Source organism: Nannocystis exedens, from assembly GCF_002343915.1.
Classification (GTDB): domain Bacteria; phylum Myxococcota_A; class Polyangia; order Nannocystales; family Nannocystaceae; genus Nannocystis; species Nannocystis exedens.
This window is the reverse complement of sequence record NZ_NETK01000001.1, coordinates 6,265,582-6,282,360: the sequence shown is the minus strand read 5'-3', so window position 1 is coordinate 6,282,360 and position 16,779 is coordinate 6,265,582. Positions and strand designations below refer to the sequence as shown.

Below are 16,779 nucleotides of genomic sequence, written 5' to 3'. Positions count from 1 at the left end.
TGCTGACTCCTGTTCGTCCCCTCGTTGTCGCGCCTCTCTGTGTCTGCGTGCTCCTGCCGGCCTGCGGCGACGACGGCGGGGCCGCCGGGACCGACGGCGAGACCGCGGGCACCAGCGAGGGCACGACCGACGGCAGCGCCGGCACCGACGGCACGGCGACGGGCGACCCGACCACCAGCGCCGGCCCGACCACCGACGACGGGCCGAACCCGACCACCGGCGACCCGACCACCAGCACCGACCCGACCGCCGGCACCACCGACGGCACCACCGACGGCACCACCGGCGACCCGCCGCCGCCCTCGCCGTGGGACGGCGAGCCGCTGCCCGACGCGCCGCCCGGCGAGTGGAACTGGATCGACTTCCCCGAGGCGCTGTGTCGTGACGGCAGCAGCACCGGCATCGGCGTCCGCTACGGCACCGGCGACGGCCTCGTCATCTACTTCATGGGCGGCGGCGCCTGCTTCAACGCCCTCACCTGCGCCCAAAACCCGTCCAGCTTCGACGGCGGCGACTTCGACGGCAGCAGCGACGGCATCTTCGACCCCGGTCCGCAGAACCCGGTCGGCGACTGGACCCACATCTTCGTGCCGTACTGCACCGGCGACGTCCACGCCGGCGACCGCCCCGACCAGGACTCCGAGGCCGGCGTGCAGCAGTTCGTCGGCTACCGCAACGTCGCCGCCTACCTCGAGCGGATCGTCCCGACCTTCGCCGGCGTCGGCCACGTGCTCGTCACCGGCGAGAGCGCCGGCGGCTTCGGGGCCGCCTTCAACTACGACCGGATCGCCGACGCCTTCCCCGACGCGCGCGTCACCCTGCTCGACGACTCCGGCCCGCCGCTCGGCTTCGAGGTCGCGGCGCTGTGCCTGCAGCAGAAGTGGAGCGACCTGTGGGGCTTCGACGACACGATCCCCGCCGCCTGCGAGGGCTGCTTCCCCAGCCAGGGCGGCGGCATCATCAACATCGGCGCCTACATCGCCCAGAAGCACCCCGACCAGCGCCTCGCCCTCATCTCGTCGACCGGCGACTCGGTCATCCGCTTCTTCTTCGGCTTCGGCGGCAACGACTGCACCGCCCTGCTGCCCAACACCCCGCAAGCGGCGTTCGAGGCGGCCCTCATCGACGCCCGCGACAACCACTTCAACGAGCCCGCCGGCGTGTGGGGCAGCTACTTCGTCGACAACAGCGAGCAGCACACCTTCCTCAGCAGCAGCCTGTACACGACCAAGGTCGGCGACACGCCGCTCGTCGACTGGGTCGCCGACCTCATCGCCGGCCAGGCCGTCCACGTCGGGCCGTGAGCGCCTGATGTACGTCAGGACATGCCCTTCAGGACATGTCCTGATGCGCCGGTCGAGGCAGCTCCGCCGTGCGGGGGCGGGCCTGCGCTGCCGATGACTCGAACCCGCGCGACCCGGCGGCTGGCTGGTGCCCTCGTGGGAGGCCGGCGCGGTCTACCACGCCGGCGCCGACCTGCAGGCCGCCGAGGTCGCCGTCGCGGACATCCCCTCGCCGGCCGACATCGGCGTCGACCTCGGCCGCGAGCGCGTGCTGATCCTCGTGTTCACCGAGGACCGCGCCGAGCTCATCACCTCGGGCAGTGACCGGCGAGCGCGGGAGGACGGACATACTGCGAGGGACATGTCCGTCAGGACATGTTGTATCATTTGAAAGAACATCAGCTCGGCAGCCGGCAGACGCCGTAGTCGGCCCACATCGGCGGCACGTCTTCGCCCGCGAACACCGGGGCGCAGACCTCGGACGAGCTGCCGCACTGGGCCCCGGTGTCGCTGACCTCGCACAGCGCGCTGCAGCACGACGAGGCCTCGCAATCGCCGAGCACGACCGCGGACAGGCACACGAGGCCCGGGCCGCACTCGCCGGCGGCCTGGCACGCGTCGCCGGGCGCGCCGTCGACGAACACCTCGATGCACACGAAGTCGTCGCCGGCCAGCGAGCACGCCTGCCCGTCCGGGCAGTCCTGGCTGAGCGGGTCGCAGTCCACGGTCGGCGGCGGCTCATCGTCTTCGCCGGTGGTGGTGCCGGGCTCGCCCGGGCCGTCGGTGGTCGGCCCGTGCTCGAACTGAATGCAGCCGCCGGCGACGAACAACGTGAAAGCGGCGAGGAGGCGCGGTTTGGCCATGGCCGCGAGGGTAACCCGGGGCCGGCCCGCCGCGGGCAGACGGCGATCCGACCTCCGGGCGTGGTACTGTGCGCGCGTGAAGCACGAGACCCTCGGCCTCCCCGGCGACGGCGCGACCACCCACGTCCACGTCTGGACCCCCGACGACGGCCAGCCGGTGCGCGGGCTGGTCCAGGTGCTGCACGGCCTCGCCGAGCACGCCGGCCGCTACGAGGGCCTCGCCGCCGGCCTGTGCGACGCCGGCCTGGCGGTCGTGGCCCACGACCACCGCGGCCACGGCCGCACCGCCAGCGGCCCCGACGACCTCGGGTTCTTCGGCGACGGCGACGGCTGGAGCGCCGTGCTCGCCGACTCCGCGCGCGTGCGCGGCCACGCCCGCGAGCGCTTCGGCGAGCTCCCGTGGGCGCTGCTCGGCCACAGCATGGGCTCGGTGATCGCGCTGCACGACCTCGCCGTCAGCGGCGCACGGCCGGCCGCGGTGGTGCTGTCGGGCGCGACCGGCAAGGTCGGCGCGCTGCTGCGGATCGGCCAGGGCCTCATCCAGGTCGAGCTGCGCCGGATCGGCGTCCGCGGCCGCAGCAAGCTGCTCAACGCCACCGCCTTCGGCACCTACAACCGCGCCTTCCGCCCCAACCGCACCCAGTTCGACTGGCTGTCGGGCGACGCGGCCCAGGTCGACGCCTACGTCCGCGACCCGCTGTGCGGCTTCTTGCCGACCACCTCGCTGTGGCGCGACCTCGTCGGCAACCAGGCCCGGCTGCAGACCGCCGAATTCCTGGCCCGCCTGCCGCGCGTGCCCTACGCGGTGGTCGGCGGCGACCTCGACCCGGTCGGCGGCAAGGGCCGCCAGGTCCAGGCGCTGGTGGCGATGATGCGCAAGCTCGGCCACCAGGTCGACCTGCGCCTGTGGCCGGGCGGCCGCCACGAGATGTTCAACGAGACCAACCGCGCCGACGTGGTCGCCCACACGACGCGGTGGCTGTCCGAGCGGCTCGCGCCCTGACGGCGGGCGCGGCCGGGGCCGGCGGGGAGATGTCCTTCGAGACGGGTTCTCGGCGACGAGGCCGTCGGCGGCGGGCGTCCACGGTCCGGCGGCGCCAGGCAGCGGCGTCGATTCACGCGACCGGTCTCGAGGGACAGGATGTCCATCGACCAGGCGCGACAGGCCCCGGGCGAGCGCCCTCGGCTCGTTCTGCAGAGGGCGGCTGCCGTTCGCGCGGCCTGTCCCGAAGGGCATGTCTTGCCCTCGACCAGGCGCGACAGGGCCCCTCGCGGACACCCGCGACCCTGCGCCGTCGCGCCCGCCGGCCGCATCGATCCGCGCGGCATGGCGCGAGGGACATGTCCGTCACTCGGCCCGGCTCGCGCGCGCCGGAACTCGTCCTTGAAAACCCATCCATAGGACATGTCTGATGGAACATGTCCTCCAGAACTAGCCCCGCGGCGGCAGCGGGTGGGCGGCCAGCCAGGTCTCGACCTCGCGGAGCATGCGTTCGGACTCGGTCGTCTCGCGGAAGGTCGCCGCCGCCTGCTCGGCCAGGCTGCGGGCGCGCGCCTTGTCGCCGCCGCCGTCCCACAGCGCGCGGGCCAGCTCGTTGCGCGCGGCGGCCAGGTAGCGGGCGTCCCGCGGGCGGCGCTCGAACAGCGCCACCGCCTGCTCGAGCGGCGCGACCGCCTCGGCCGGGCGACCGAGCTCGGTGTACGCGATGCCGATGCCGGTGAGGTAGGCGCCGGTGTCGGGGTGGTCGTCGCCGAGGGTCTCGCGCTGGACCTGCAGCGCCCACTGCAGTTGGGTCAGCGCCTCGGCGGCGCGCTGGCTGTTGATCAGCAGCATCGAGAAGTTGTAGGCGACCTTGGCGGCGTCGGGGTGCGGCTGCGGCTGGCGGGTGTAGATCTGCAGGGTCGCGCGGTAGGCCTGCTCGGCCCGCGCGAAGTCGCCGCGGACCAGCTCGAAGTTGGCGAGGTTGGCGAACGCCGCCGCGGTGCTGAGGTGGAGCGGGCCGTGGACGCGCAGATCGATCGCCAGCGCGCGCCGCAGCTCGGCCTCGGCGCCGGCGACGTCGCGCAGGTCGAGCAGCGTGGTGCCGAGGTTGTTGGCGAGGTCGGCCACCGCCGGGTGGTCGGTGCCGAGGTGCTGCTCGGCCAGCGCCAGGGCGCGGCGGTACTCGACGACCGCGGCCTCGTGCTGGCCGAGGTCGAAGAAGCTGCGGCCGTACTGACGCAGCGCGGTGAGCAGGCGCGGGTCGGCGGGCTCGGCGTGGCGCGTCAGGGCGGCCACGGCCTCGCGCAGGCGGGCGTTGGCGCCGTGGAAGTCGCCGGAGCTGCGGTCGGCGAGCGCCGCCGCCAGCTCGAGCTCGGCGCCGAGCAGCGGGTCGTCGCCCGCGCGGGCGGCCGCGGCGCGGGCGTGGGCGACGGCGCGGCGGGCCTCGTCGGGCCGGGCCAGGTCGTCGGCCAGCAGCGCGGCCACGCCGATCCACGCGCGCGTGGCCGCCCGGTCGTCGCGCGCCGCCTCGGCCGCCCACAGCGACTGGTACCAGGCCTCCTCGGCCCGGGCGGCGTCGGCCAGGCCCTGGCGCGCCTCGCCGACCACCCGCTGGGCCGCGGCCGCCAGCCCGGGCCAGCCGCGGACGCGCGCGGTCGCGCCGGCGGCCTCGGCCCCGGCCTCGGCGGCGGCGAACCGGCCGGCCTGCACGAGCGCGGCCGCGCGGTCGACCTCGGCGCGGCCGCGGCGGGCGTCGTCGTCGTCGCCCTCGCCGGCCGGCGCCAGCGCGGTCGGGTCGCGGCAGGCCGCCGGCTCGGGCAGGTCGTGGGCGATGGCGACCGCCGCCTCGACCACGTCGCGCTCGCCCGTCTGCAAGAGGCGCACGCGCTCGCGCAGGGCCGCGCGCCGCTCGTCGAGGCAGGCGGTCCGCCGCGCCAACTCGGCCTCGGTCTGGTGGCCGTAGACGCGGGTCGCCTCGCAGGCCGCCCGCCGCTCGCCGTGCCAGCGCCCGGCCCAGGCGTCGAGGGCGGCCACGGTGGTGGCGGCCACGGTGGCCGCGAACGGCAGGTTGCTGGCGTGGAAGCCCTGCCGCAGCGCCCGCGCGGCCTCGCCGTCCCACACGCCCGCGAGCCGCGAGGGGTCGTCGCGGCACAGCTGCGGCGGCGCCGGGTCGCCGCGGGTCCAAAAGATCGCCAGCACGACCGCCAGCACAGCACCGAGGCCCGCCAGCAGGGTGCCGCGGCGGCGGTGGAGGCCGCGCTCGCAGGCGTCGATCAGCGCCGCCATGGTGGGGAAGCGCGCCGCCGGCTCGTCGGCCAGGCCGCGCAGCAACACCTGCCGCAGCCAGCGCGGAAACGCCCGCCCGCCGCCCGCCGCCGGCGCGGGCTCGGGCGCCGGCGGGCCGCGCCAGGTGGTGTCGGGCAGGCGGTACGGCGCGCCGGCGAGCGCCTCCCACAGCGCGGCGCAGAAGCTGTACTGGTCGGAGCGGGCGTCGACCGCGGCGCCGCGCCACTGCTCCGGGGCCATGTACGCCGGCGTGCCGACCAGCGCCCCGGTGGCGGTCAGCGAGGCCGAGGCGGCCCGCCCCGGCGGCTCGACGGGGCCGGCCTCGCCCGCGACCGCGAGCCCGAAGTCGACCACGCGCACCCGCCCGTCGGGCCCGACCAGCGCGTTGCCGGGCTTGAAGTCGCGGTGCACGACCCCGGCCGCGTGGGCGTGCGCCAGCCCGCGCGCGGCCTGCAGGTACATGTCGACGATCGCCCGCCACGGCCGCGGCTGTTCGGTCTGCCAGCGCGCCAGCGTCGGCCCGGGCACCAGCTCCATGGCGATGAACACCTCGCCGTCGGCCTCGCCGACGTCGTAGATCGGCACGACGTTGGGGTGGGAGATCCGCGCCAGCACCCGCGCCTCGCGGGTCAGCCGCTCGCGCAGGTGCGCGGCCCCGCCGAACGCCTGCGGCCGCACCAGCTTGAGCGCGACCTTGCGATCGAGCTCGGGATCGTACGCGGTGTGCACGACGCCCATGCCGCCGGCGCCGCGGACGTCGAGCACGAGGTAGCGCCCGCAGGTGCTGCCGCGCGCGCGCAGCCGCGGGGCCGCGCTCTCGGGCTCGTCCGGGCCGGGCGGGACGGCCACGCGAGCCAGGGCCGCCAGCGCCTCGCGGCAGGCGTCGCAGCCGTCGAGGTGGGCCTCGAACCCGGCCACCGCGGTTCCGGTCAGCGCGCCCTCGAGGTAGGCGGCGAACGTGCTGTCGTCGGGGCAATCCACGCCGGCGGGCGCTTATACCCCGGCGCCCCGACGGCGTGTAGCATCCGCCTCCCATGTCCCGGGCCCTCGACCTGCTGGTCGCCCGCTGGCGCGAAGTGCCGCCGCCGCTGCGCGAGCGGACCGACGCGGCCGCGTTGGCGAGCGCGTGGCAGGCGGTCGAGGCCGCCTGGCCCGAGTTCGCCGACGACCCGCCCGGCTTCTTCGCCCGCGTGGCCCCCCGCCTGGCGCCCGAGGTCGACGTCGCCGCGGTCGCCTGGGCCGACCTGGCCCTCGCCGACGCCTGCCTGCGCGCGCTGCCGGGCGCCCTCGCGGCCTTCGAGGCGGCCCACGGCGAGGCCCTCGACGCCGCGCTGCAGGCCGTGAACATCGGCGCCGACGAGCGGGCCGAGGCCCGCCAGCGGCTGCGTCTGCGCCTCCTGGTCCGCGAGACCGCCGACCCGCCGCGCCTGGCCGGCTACTCCGGCCGCGGCCCGCTGCGCGCGTGGCTGCGGGTGGCGACCGTGCGCGAGGCGCTGATGCTGGTCCGCTCGGCCCGCCGCCGCGCCGCCCACGAGGTCGAGGACGACGGCGAGCTGCTCGAGCAGGCCGCCGTCGCCGACGACCCGGAGATCGTGCTGCTGCGCGAGCGCTGCCAGGACGAGCTGCGGGCGGCCCTGCGCGCCGCCCTGGCCGCGCTCGACGGCCGCGAGCGCACCCTGCTGCGCCTGTCGCTGCGCGACCGCCTGACCGTCGACCAGCTCGGCGCGCTGTTCCACGTCCACCGCTCGACCGCGGCCCGCTGGCTCAAGGCGCTGCAGACCAAGCTGCACGCGACCACCCGCGCCGAGCTGGCCCGCACCCTCCGCCTCGAAGGCGCCGAGCTCGAGTCGCTGATCCGCGCGATCGGCAGCCGCATCGACATGAGCCTGGCCGGCTCGCTCGAGCCGACCCGGCAGTGAGCTCGTCTTCCGGTCATGTCCATGAAGACATGTCCTGAAAGACCAATCATGGCACCGACGAGACGGCGCTCCGGCGGCTCGGCGCCATGAAGACGTCGTCGAGGGGTCCTGCGCCTTCTGCCCGGACACGGAGGCGAGCTCGCGGACCGCGACGGCGCCCGCTCGGTGACGTCGGCCTCCCGGCCGTACCCCGAGCTCGGCCGAATCTTCTCGTCACCATGTCGACAGGCTCGCGGCTCATCGACAACGCGTCCGCGAGCTCCTAGGCTGCGGGCATGGCCTTCGCTTATTCCGCGCGTACCTCCGTCCTCGCCCTCGCCCTCGCCGCCTGCACCCCCGGCCCCATGGGCGGCGACACCGACACCACCACGACCTCCGGCGCCACCTCCGAGCCGGCGCCGGGCACCGAGGGCATGTCGTCGACCGACACGCCGACCGGCACCACCGCGGTCCCGGGCACCACCGCCACCGACGGCACGACCGGCACCACCGGCGAGCCGATCACCACCACCCTCGATCCCGGCACCACCGACGAGCCCAACACCACCACCCTCGGGCCCGGCACCACCACCGATACGACCACCGGCGTGTTCGTGTGCGACCTGGTCCAGATCACCACCGAGCAGGCCCACGAGCTCGGCGGCGTGGTCGAGGACTGCGGGGTCGTCGACCCGTGGAACAACAGCGCCGCGGAGTGGCAGGCCGCCCGCGACTGCGCCCTCGCGGCCGCCGGCGCCCAGCAGCAATTCCAGCTGGTGACCTGGCGCCAGGGGATCGACAGCAGCATCGGCCGCGGTTACACGGGGGTGGCCGCCCGCTCGTTCGCGCTCGCGGAGATCCACTTCGACTCGTTGGGCTCGCCGATCGCGTTCTCGCAGCCGTGCGCGGGCCTCGTCGCCGTCGACGGCTGCACCGTCGCTCCCGGCGAGGCGTGCCTCGCATGCGCGGAGCCCGGCGTCGCCGTGACCGTCTGCGACGTCCCGTGAGCCCCGGCGCGTCCGCGACGCACGAAGGACGGCACCCGTTCGCCGGCACGACCCGGCCGTCGAACAGGCGCCATCGACCTGTCCCTCAGGACATCTGCCATCCATGCCGGCGCCGCCGCGCCGCCCGTCGCCGCTTCAACCGCCGAGCGCCAGCTCGATCTGCTCGAGCGCGACCTGCAGCGCGGCCTCCTTGGCGGCCAGGTTGCCCTCCGGGGTGCCGCCGTCGGCCTTGGCGCCGGCGCTGTCGAACGAGTGGCCGGCGTCGGGGTAGACGATGATGTCGTAGAGGTTCTCGACGTTCATCTTCGCGGCGACCTGGCCGGCCTGGATCTCGCGCGAGCCGGCCCCGTACTCGGTGCTGCAGTGCTCGACCAGCGGGTCGTCGCTGGCGTGGAGGATGAACAGCGGCGCGGTCGCCAGGTACTTGTTCTCGACGGCGGCGTTGTTGCTGGTCGACAGCGGCACCGCGCCGTCGAAGCCGCAGCCGGGGTAGTAGGCGATCCCGACCTTGAACTCCGGCCGCCCGGGCGCCACGTCGGGCACCTCGATGTCGACGGTGTCGCCCTTGTTCTCGCGGAAGTACTGGAGGGCGTGATCGATCTGCCAGTGGAGCCCGATCATCGTCATCGTCCCGCCCTGCGAGAACCCGAGCAGGCCCATGCGGTCACAGTCGACCTCGGGGCGGTCGCACAGGTAACGGGACGCGGCGTCGAGGTCGTAGATCCGGCCGAGGATCTGCTCGGTGTTGGCGTCGAAGGTCTTGGGCATCTTGTCGGCCTGGGTGTGCTTGTCGCAGAACCCGCGGGCCGAATAGCTCGACGGCAGCAGCACCGTGTAGCCCAGCTCGGCCAGTCGCTGCGACCAGGTGCTGAACTGCGACTCCATTTGATCGCTGCACGGGCCGCTCTCGCTCTTGCCGTCCTTCAAGAGGCCGCCGGAGCCGTGCAGCACCATCATCGCCGGCCGCTTGCCGACCGCCTTCGACCACTTCGGCCGCACCAGCTTGGCCGGGATCGCCAGCCCCTGGGCGTGCAGCGAATCGGGGATCGTGACATCGAGGGTCTCGACCCCCACGATCGACGCCCCGCCCGGATCGGCCTCTCCTCCCCCCTCGTCACCGCCGCTGTCGCCGCCGCTGTCGCCGCCCCCCGGCCGCGCAGAGAGGTTCAGGTGATGCCATTCGTGGGACTCCTCCTCGTCCGGCCCATATGTTTCGTTGACACAGCCGACAGCGAGCACAGCCACGCACACCGTCGTCTTCGCCAGGGTCCTTGCGAGAATCATCGAGACACCTCCTCGGCCGACCATCTCGCCGGCTCAAGAAAGCGTCAATGATGCGTGCCCTCCGCGCTCGCAGTTGCGCGCGCGGCGGTGATTGCACATATGCCTTCAAGGACATGAACTTACAGGCAGGTCGTAAAAGGCCCACGAGCCGTGAGACATGTCTCCAGGTGCTCGCGCGACGGCGGTCGCCGCGCGAGCTGCCTCGCAGTCTGCCTCGGAAGGCTCACGACTCCGTTCCCATCAGTGAGTAAACACAACCAAGGGACACCCGCCGCCAGCGGTCCGATCCTGGACGCGCGCCAAAGGCGCCGAGGTGCGGGCCCGCTTTTCGGGTCCTCCAAAGTGTTCTGCGTGCCCTTCGGCGTTTGTCGCGCGATTTTCGTCGTCCAGGGCCGCGGAAACCGCCTGAACGCTGGCTGTCTCTTTGGACCCAGGAATGCGCAGGCTCCCCTTGACATCTCTCGTGGCGCCGTCGACCGGGCTCACGCGTCGTTGGTGCTCCCGGAGCACCCCGCCCCACCCGGCGCGCCGATGTCGACCCGCACGCGAGCCGGCCGGGGTGCCCACATTCGTCGGCGCGCGCTCGACCGACCGGCGCCGGCGTCGGTGCCGAGCTTCGCGGCCGTCGCGGCCCTCGTGCGCAGCTGCGCGACGTCCTGGCGCTCGGGGCATGGCCATCGCCGGGGCGACGGAGCGGCGTCGGCCCAGCGGTCCGTCCTCGACCGCCTGCATCGAGCGAGGCTCCCCGCGGGGGCCCGCTGAATGATTGCTCCAAGGCAGGTCCCCGGTGGAGCCGTGGCGCGGGTCAGGCGACGCGCGAAAATATTCGCCTCCCGCCTCCAATTTTTCCCGCGGCGCCGGCAACTTCACCTGTGGATGTCGAGTGCGAGCAGCGCGAGAGGAAATGGTGAAGCGATGAGGAGCAACAGATCGTTCATCGAGCGCTGCCCGTCCCGAAGCGGATGGGTGCGCAGTCGCTTCGCGGGTGGCCGCGCGCCTCGCATCCTCGGCGCTTTCCAAGCATCCGTGGTGATCGTCGCTGCGATCGTCGGCCCCGGACTCTTCGTGGTCGCCGCGCTCGGGTGCAATGACTCCGTCGCTTGCAAGGAGGGCTCGTTCGACCCGCCGTCCCCGGAGTGGGAATGGACGGAGCGCGAGGTGCTGTCGCTGCCGCTCGTCGCCGATGTCGACGGCGACGGGCTCACCGACGTGGTGGTCAACGCCGGCCCGTGGGGCGGTGAGGCCGGCGAGATCGTGCTGCTCGACGGAACGACGGGGGCGGAAAAGTGGCACATCACGCACGATCCGGCCCAGGGCCGATTCGGCTCGAATCCTCGCGCCACTGTCGCGCTCGCCGACGTGTCGGGCGACCAGGTGCCCGACATCGTGTACGTCGGGGGGATCGAGGGGCCCGGCTCGCTCGCGCCGATTCACGCGGTCGACGGCGCGGGCAAGCCGCTGTGGACGGCGCGCCTCCCCGACGGCGAGGTCGCGCGGTTCCGATTCGACAACGGCGCGCCGGCGGTGGCGAACCTCGACGACGATCCGGAGGCGGAGATCGTGCTGGGCGCGGCGATCCTCGATCACGACGGGCTGGTGGTGTGGAACGAGCCGGGATTCGGCACGGACGCCGGGGTGCCGAAGACCGATGGTGCGTTGATTTACCCCGGGGGCCTGGCGACGGTCGCGGACCTCGACGGCGACGGCGAGCCCGAGATCGTGAGCGGACGCGAGGCATGGCGCGTGACGTGGGTCGCCGACGACCCGCCGCAGGTGACGGTGTCGCTGCTGTGGCAGAACACGAGCGGTCGGGGCAACGACGGTTATCCGGCGGTGGCGGACCTCGACGGCAACGGCACGCCGGAGGTGGTGCTGACGGCGTGGCCGGAGATCCGCGTGATCGACGGCGCGACCGGCAAGCTGTGGTGCGGGGTCGATCCGTCAGGCGAAGCGTGCGCGGAGGACGACAGCAAGCGCACGCAGCCGATTCCGATCAAGGGCGGGAGCCTCGGCGGCCCGGCCACGATCGCCGACTTCGACGGCGACGGCCGGCTCGAGGTCGGCGTCAGCGGCGGCACGGCCTACGCGGTCTACGACTTCGCGCGGCCCGACGAGGAGCTCGTGAAGTCGGACGCCTTCGAGCCCGCGCCGGGGGCGATGTACGCCCGCTGGGTGCTGAAGACGCAGGACGTGTCGTCGGCCAGCAACGCCGCGTCGGTGTTCGACTTCGACGGCGACGGCCGGCTCGAGCTGGCGCACCAGGACGAGTGCGCGTTCCGCCTGATCGACGGGGCCGACGGGACGGTGCGCACGGCGATCCACAACTCGAGCGGGACGATCCACGAATACCCCGTGATCGCCGACATCGACGGCGACGCGTCGGCGGAGGTGCTGGTGATCGCCAACCTGAGCGAGGAAAAGTCCAATACCAGCTGCGTCGCGGCCGACCCGAGCTTCGTGCCGCGCAAGGGCGTGTACGTGTACCGGCCCGGGCAGGGCGCGGCCTCGCCGGGGGCGCGCGCGGTGTGGACGCAACACACGCACCACGGCACGGACGTCGACGACGCCGGCAACGTGCCGCTGCAAGAGGTGCCGGCGTGGAAGACCGCAGAGCCCGGGAGCTTCCGTCAGAGCATCGCACAGGCGCGGTCCGGCGAGCCCGAAGAGACCTGTCCGTAGAGACAGGGCGGTACTCGCGACCTGGCCCACGAGCCGGGTCGCCGGACTGCCTGGCGGAAGCTCGCGAGCGGCCGCTTCGAGCCGCTGGCACGCCGCCGCTCGCGACGACGGCGGCACGGGGTGTCGCCGCGTCAGCTCTTCGAAGGCGCTGTCCGTAGAGACAGGGGGTGGTGCCGCTCGCCCTGCCCCGAAACCCAGGTCGCCGGATCGCCCGGCCGAAGCCCCGCGAGCGGCCCCTTCGAGCCGCTGGCACGCCGCCGCTCGCGACGACGGCGGCACCGGGGTGCCGCGGTCGCGTTCATCCGTCCCTTCGGACAGCCACCAGCCGGTGCTCAGCCGAACAGCGGCAGCATGTCGGTGACGATGCCGAACTTCTTGGCGGCCGGGCTCTCGGCCACGCCGGCCAGCTCGCGCAGGGCGAGGTGGACGTGCGGAGCGGTGAGGATGATGCCGTCCTCGGACTCGTCGAGCTCGAGCGTGTCGGGGTTGATGCCGATCGGCAGCTGCTCGGCCTCGGTGGTCGCGCCGATGACCCGGCCGCCGCCGCCGAGCAGGCCGGGGTTGCCGCTGAGGAACAGGGCCGAAGAGACGGGCCAGTGGTCCTTGCCGGACCCCTGGTCCATGCCGTTATAGCCCTTGCCGCGGCCGAAGTCGGAGCCGACCATGACGATCAGGTTGGAGTCGATGCCGGCGAGGGCCGCCTGCGACATCACGTAGTCGATGCCCCACAGCAGCTTGGCGAGCTGGCGCACCTGCACGGTGTCGTGGTTGGCGTGGGTGTCGAAGCCGCCGAGCTCGAGGTTGACGCCGACGGCCAGGCCGGCGGTGAACGCCGCCATCGCGAGCTGCGTCTGCTGGGCCATGCGCTCGAGGTCGCCCATCTCGTTGGGCATGTCGATGAGCGTGTCCGGCAGGGCCACCGACGACAGCAGGTCGAGGTTGCCGCGCGCGAGGTAGAGCTGCCCGGCGGCCGCCTCGATCTTCGGCAGGTTCTGCTTGGCCTTGAACGCGGCCAGGCGCTCCTGCTGCGCCTGGGCGATGCGGGCGAACGTGTCCTCGTGGAGGTACGTGGTCGTGTTGTTCGGGTCGGCCGGGTTGACGCGGTTGGGCTCGGCCAGCTTGCGGAACGAGGTAACCGAATTGAGGCGGGTGACGGGGATCAGGTTGCCCGTGCCCGAGTAGCCGCCGCCGGAGATGAACGCGAGCGGATGCTCGGGCGCCCGCGTGGCGGCCACCAGCGCGGCGAAGTTGGGGTAGCCGCCGTCGCCGCGGCCCGACCAGATCGTCACCACCCCGCGGTCGTGGTTGTTGGTCGCCATGTTGAGGCCGTTGATCACGACCATCTTGCTGGCGTACTTGGCGAAGAAGTCGGCGTTCTTCATCAAGTACGGCAGCGACATCGGGTCGGTCACCAGGTTGGCGGGGACCGGGATGTCGGCGTAATGAATGTCGCCGATGGCCGTCGGGTCGGCCGGGTCGTAGTCGTAGTGGCGGTTGAACGTGCCCTTGGGCTTGGGGTCGCACAGGTACACGGGGTCCCAGCCGCCGCGGGCGCTGATCATGACGTAGAACGGGCCCTTGTAGGGCGGCAGCGCGGCGCGGGCGTGACGCGGCAGGGCGACGGCGAGTCCGGTCCCGGCGGCGATCTTGAGGAAGCTGCGGCGATCCATGGTCGTAACTCTCCGATCTCGCTGGTTTGACTCACTCGTACAGGAAGGCGAAGTCCGACAGCAGGTAGGCGATCACGGCCTGCCAGGCGCGGACGGTGTAGAACTCGTCGTTGGTGAGCTTCTGCTCGTCGGGCAGGGCCATGCCGGTGTTGGGGTCCTTGGTCGCGCCGCACGGGCCGAGGCCCTTGCCCTCGAGCTCGTCGGCGATGTTCTGCGCGCCGGCCAGCCAGGTCTCGCGGTAGAGGTTGTAGGTCCGCTCGAGCTCGGGGTCGTCGAGCGCGAGGTCCTCGCCGAGCAGGCGGGCGTGCAGGTACTGGATGTTGGCCTTGATCGCCGCCTCCTGGAAGTCGGGCGAGTCGGTCGCCTCGACCAGCGGGAACAGCAGGCGCTGCTCGATCGGCTTGCTGAAGTCGAACGCGGTCGCGCTGCACGACACCTCGACCGCCATCCGCTGGGCCACGCTCGCCATCAGCTGGTTGATGCTGGTCAGCCGCTGGGTGATCGCGTTGGAGTCGATGCCGCCGTAGAGCAGCTTGAACTCGCCGTTCAGCAGGTCGCCGGTGCCGCCCCAGCGCACGCCGGTGGTCGCCATGACCTTCCGCGCCAGCAGCTCCGGCGTCGACAGCCGGCCGGTGCCGACGTGCGCGAGCTCGGCCTTGTGCTCCTCGCTCGGCTTGTTCGCCACCTGCACGCCGCGGTAGTACGGGCTGAGGATCAGCTTGACGATGATCGTCTTGAGGTTGTGGTCGTCGGCCACGAACTCGGCCGCGACCGCGCGCATGAAGGTGTCCTGGGTCTCCCACGCGGCCAGCTGCTGCTGGTAGTCGGGGGCGGCGGCGTTGGTCGGGTAGCGCGCCGGCTCCTCGCCGGTCAGCGCCTGGTACATCTTGTAGGTCGCCGACAGGCTGAAGCGCGGGTCATTGGCGACCTTCTGCGCCAGCCACTGCACGCCGGTGGCCGCCTGGTCGGTCGGCATCAGCTCGAACTGATAGCCGGGCGCGAACATCTCGGGGTACCAGGTCGGCTTCTCGAGCAGGAACTCCTGGTTGTTCTTGTCGAACATCTGGAACGCGCCGGCGATCGGGTCGATCGTGATGTGACACTGGGCGCAGGTCGGGTCGTCGCGCGTCGGGTTGGCGAACGCGGCCCCGGCGTCGGGGTCGATCGCCTGGCTGGCCAGCGCCAGCACGTCGGTGGCCAGGAACTGGTCGTAGACCTTGCGCGCGCGGTGGCGGTTGCGGTTCGTCGGCGTGGTCGGGAACCGGTTCAGCCACATCGGCGAGGTCAGGATGCCGGCGTGCGGGAAGGTCATCTCCTTGCCGTTGCGGGTGACCTTGAGGACGCCGGGCTTCAGCTCGTTGGGGTCGGCCGGGTCCTCGAAGCGCGCCGCGACGCCGTAGATGAAGGCCGAGTCGGGCGTGAAGACGGTGTAGTCGGCCGTGAGGATCTCGGTGAACGGCCGGTCGTTGCGGACGATGTAGTTGATCAGGTCGAGCGGCTCGCGGGCGACGGCGCGGTGGATCCGCTGCTTCTGGTCGTCCGGCATCGGGGTCATCTTGTCGAAGTACTTGGCGACGTTCGGCCAGTCGGGCGTGCCGGCGTTGATGTTGTTCAGCGAGCCGCCGCCGTAGTACATGTCCGTCAGGAACGTGTCGTTGAAGATCTCGGTGAGGCGGGCGTAGAACGCGTCCTCCGTCATCATGTCCTCGAGGACAGCCACGAGCCCGGGCTCGCCGTCGGCCTCGACCGCCGCGATCTCGTCCTCCAGCGGCAGGCGGCCGACGAGGTGCAGCGACGCCTTGCGCAGCGTCTGCACCGGGTCGAGCAGGATCACGTCCGGGAAGCTCTCGCCGGCGCTCGGCGGCGGGCACTCGATCGGGTCCTGGAGCTGCTCGAGCAGCGCCTCGATGTTCTTGTACAGCTCACTGTCGGCCGGCAGCACCGCGCCGCCGCCGTGCTCGACGATGCCGCTCGGCTTGGCGAGGATCAGCGGGGTGTCCTCGAACTCGTAGCCGGCCAGGCCCTGGATGTTGGCCAGGTTGGCCTCGATGAAGCCGGGGTACACCGGCGTGAGCAGGCGGAACTTGGCCCCCTTCGCCGCCGCCGAGCCGGTCGGCTCGTGACACTGCACGCACAGCGTGCCCATGCCCTTCGCCCACACCTTGTCGGCGAAGAAGTCGCGCGTCGAGTAGCAGTCGCCGTTCGGCTCGCCGGTGGTGCCGCCGCCCTCGGTGGTCGTCGGCGCGCCGGTGGTCGGCGTCGTCTCGCCGCCGGTGGTGCTCGACGTGCCCTCGGACCCGGTCGTCTGGGGCCCTTCGGTGTCGACCTGGGCGTCGGGGGCGTAACACCCGAACGAGAAGAGAGCTGCCCCAAGAGGCAGGTAGATGATTCGTCGACTCAGCCGCGTGTTCTCGACCATCGCGCTCGCGCCTCCACCCGTGCGCCGCAAGGTAGACCGCGATGGCCGCGGCGAACAAGCCGCGTGACCCCGACCGGACCTCGGGAGCCGCCACGGCCGCGGATGCAGGTCTGCATGCGATCGCGCGCTCGCGCCTCGGCGTCCCGCCGCTCGAGCGGGCGCCGACGGCCGATTCGGCGGTCGCCCCGGGCCTGTGCGGGCCCGGGGCGACCCGCGAGGTTCGGCGACCCCGAGGAATCGCCGCACGAGCCGATCGCTCCGATCTCCGTGACCGCTCCTCCTCGCGCCGCGCCGCGCGATGGTCGTCCGCGTCACACTCTCGCCATTGACCGGCGACAATCGGGGCAGGGACGATTGCGCGGATTCGTGGCCGAAAACCGGCGAATTCAGCGGCTGCGACCCCGTCCG

Annotated in this window: 11 protein-coding genes; 6 read left to right on the top strand and 5 right to left on the bottom strand. The window is 72.8% G+C overall.

Annotated features, from left to right (window positions below; translation table 11 throughout):
* Window positions 1-47 precede the first annotated feature (47 nt).
* Together NAEX_RS24690 and NAEX_RS24685 are read left to right on the top strand one after the other, a co-directional pair.
* Complete coding sequence (locus NAEX_RS24690) at window positions 48-1,304, top strand: pectin acetylesterase-family hydrolase (protein WP_143140586.1); 1,257 nt, start codon at window positions 48-50, stop codon at window positions 1,302-1,304.
* A 127-nt stretch (window positions 1,305-1,431) separates the two neighbouring features.
* Entirely contained in the window at window positions 1,432-1,674 is a 243-nt protein-coding gene (locus NAEX_RS24685; protein ID WP_096329939.1) for a hypothetical protein, read from the top strand.
* 7 nt (window positions 1,675-1,681) lie between these two features.
* Here NAEX_RS24685 and NAEX_RS24680 read toward each other — a convergent pair whose 3' ends face one another.
* On the bottom strand, window positions 1,682-2,146 hold the full coding sequence (locus NAEX_RS24680) for a hypothetical protein (RefSeq protein ID WP_143140585.1): 465 nt from the start codon (window positions 2,144-2,146) through the stop codon (window positions 1,682-1,684).
* A gap of 76 nt (window positions 2,147-2,222) precedes the next feature.
* Here NAEX_RS24680 and NAEX_RS24675 point away from each other — a divergent pair, with 76 nt between their 5' ends.
* The gene (locus tag NAEX_RS24675; RefSeq protein WP_170135981.1) at window positions 2,223-3,149 is read left to right on the top strand and encodes an alpha/beta fold hydrolase; all 927 of its coding nucleotides are present in this window, start codon (window positions 2,223-2,225) and stop codon (window positions 3,147-3,149) included.
* Window positions 3,150-3,578: 429 nt separating this feature from the next.
* On the opposite strand, the gene NAEX_RS24670 is transcribed toward NAEX_RS24675, so the two are convergent.
* Window positions 3,579-6,395 (bottom strand): serine/threonine-protein kinase, encoded by a 2,817-nt coding sequence (locus NAEX_RS24670; protein ID WP_096329936.1) that lies wholly within the window; start codon window positions 6,393-6,395, stop codon window positions 3,579-3,581.
* A gap of 53 nt (window positions 6,396-6,448) precedes the next feature.
* On the opposite strand from NAEX_RS24670, the gene NAEX_RS24665 reads away from it, so the two are divergent.
* Together NAEX_RS24665 and NAEX_RS24660 are read left to right on the top strand one after the other, a co-directional pair.
* The gene (locus NAEX_RS24665) at window positions 6,449-7,333 is read left to right on the top strand and encodes a sigma-70 family RNA polymerase sigma factor (protein WP_096329935.1); all 885 of its coding nucleotides are present in this window, start codon (window positions 6,449-6,451) and stop codon (window positions 7,331-7,333) included.
* A gap of 275 nt (window positions 7,334-7,608) precedes the next feature.
* Complete coding sequence (locus NAEX_RS24660; RefSeq protein ID WP_096329934.1) at window positions 7,609-8,319, top strand: hypothetical protein; 711 nt, start codon at window positions 7,609-7,611, stop codon at window positions 8,317-8,319.
* A 135-nt stretch (window positions 8,320-8,454) separates the two neighbouring features.
* On the opposite strand, the gene NAEX_RS24655 is transcribed toward NAEX_RS24660, so the two are convergent.
* Window positions 8,455-9,603 (bottom strand): dienelactone hydrolase family protein, encoded by a 1,149-nt coding sequence (locus NAEX_RS24655; protein ID WP_170135980.1) that lies wholly within the window; start codon window positions 9,601-9,603, stop codon window positions 8,455-8,457.
* A 1,026-nt stretch (window positions 9,604-10,629) separates the two neighbouring features.
* Between NAEX_RS24655 and NAEX_RS24650 the strand changes: the two genes are divergently transcribed.
* On the top strand, window positions 10,630-12,282 hold the full coding sequence (locus tag NAEX_RS24650) for an FG-GAP repeat domain-containing protein (RefSeq protein ID WP_096329932.1): 1,653 nt from the start codon (window positions 10,630-10,632) through the stop codon (window positions 12,280-12,282).
* 332 nt (window positions 12,283-12,614) lie between these two features.
* Here NAEX_RS24650 and NAEX_RS24645 read toward each other — a convergent pair whose 3' ends face one another.
* A complete protein-coding gene (locus tag NAEX_RS24645) occupies window positions 12,615-13,952 on the bottom strand; it encodes a DUF1501 domain-containing protein (RefSeq protein ID WP_096329931.1) in 1,338 nt (445 codons plus the stop codon).
* A 31-nt stretch (window positions 13,953-13,983) separates the two neighbouring features.
* Window positions 13,984-16,371 (bottom strand): DUF1588 domain-containing protein, encoded by a 2,388-nt coding sequence (locus NAEX_RS24640; protein WP_096329930.1) that lies wholly within the window; start codon window positions 16,369-16,371, stop codon window positions 13,984-13,986.
* Between the last annotated feature and the right edge of the window lie 408 nt (window positions 16,372-16,779).

Bases quoted from the DNA above. Each gene is read 5' to 3' on its own strand.
- NAEX_RS24680 (WP_143140585.1), bottom strand. From the start codon at position 2,146: ATGGCCAAACCGCGCCTCCTCGCCGCTTTCACGTTGTTCGTCGCCGGC.
- NAEX_RS24640 (WP_096329930.1), bottom strand. From the start codon at position 16,371: ATGGTCGAGAACACGCGGCTGAGTCGACGAATCATCTACCTGCCTCTT.
- NAEX_RS24655 (WP_170135980.1), bottom strand. From the start codon at position 9,603: ATGATTCTCGCAAGGACCCTGGCGAAGACGACGGTGTGCGTGGCTGTG.
- NAEX_RS24665 (WP_096329935.1), top strand. From the start codon at position 6,449: ATGTCCCGGGCCCTCGACCTGCTGGTCGCCCGCTGGCGCGAAGTGCCG.
- NAEX_RS24645 (WP_096329931.1), bottom strand. From the start codon at position 13,952: ATGGATCGCCGCAGCTTCCTCAAGATCGCCGCCGGGACCGGACTCGCC.
- NAEX_RS24660 (WP_096329934.1), top strand. From the start codon at position 7,609: ATGGCCTTCGCTTATTCCGCGCGTACCTCCGTCCTCGCCCTCGCCCTC.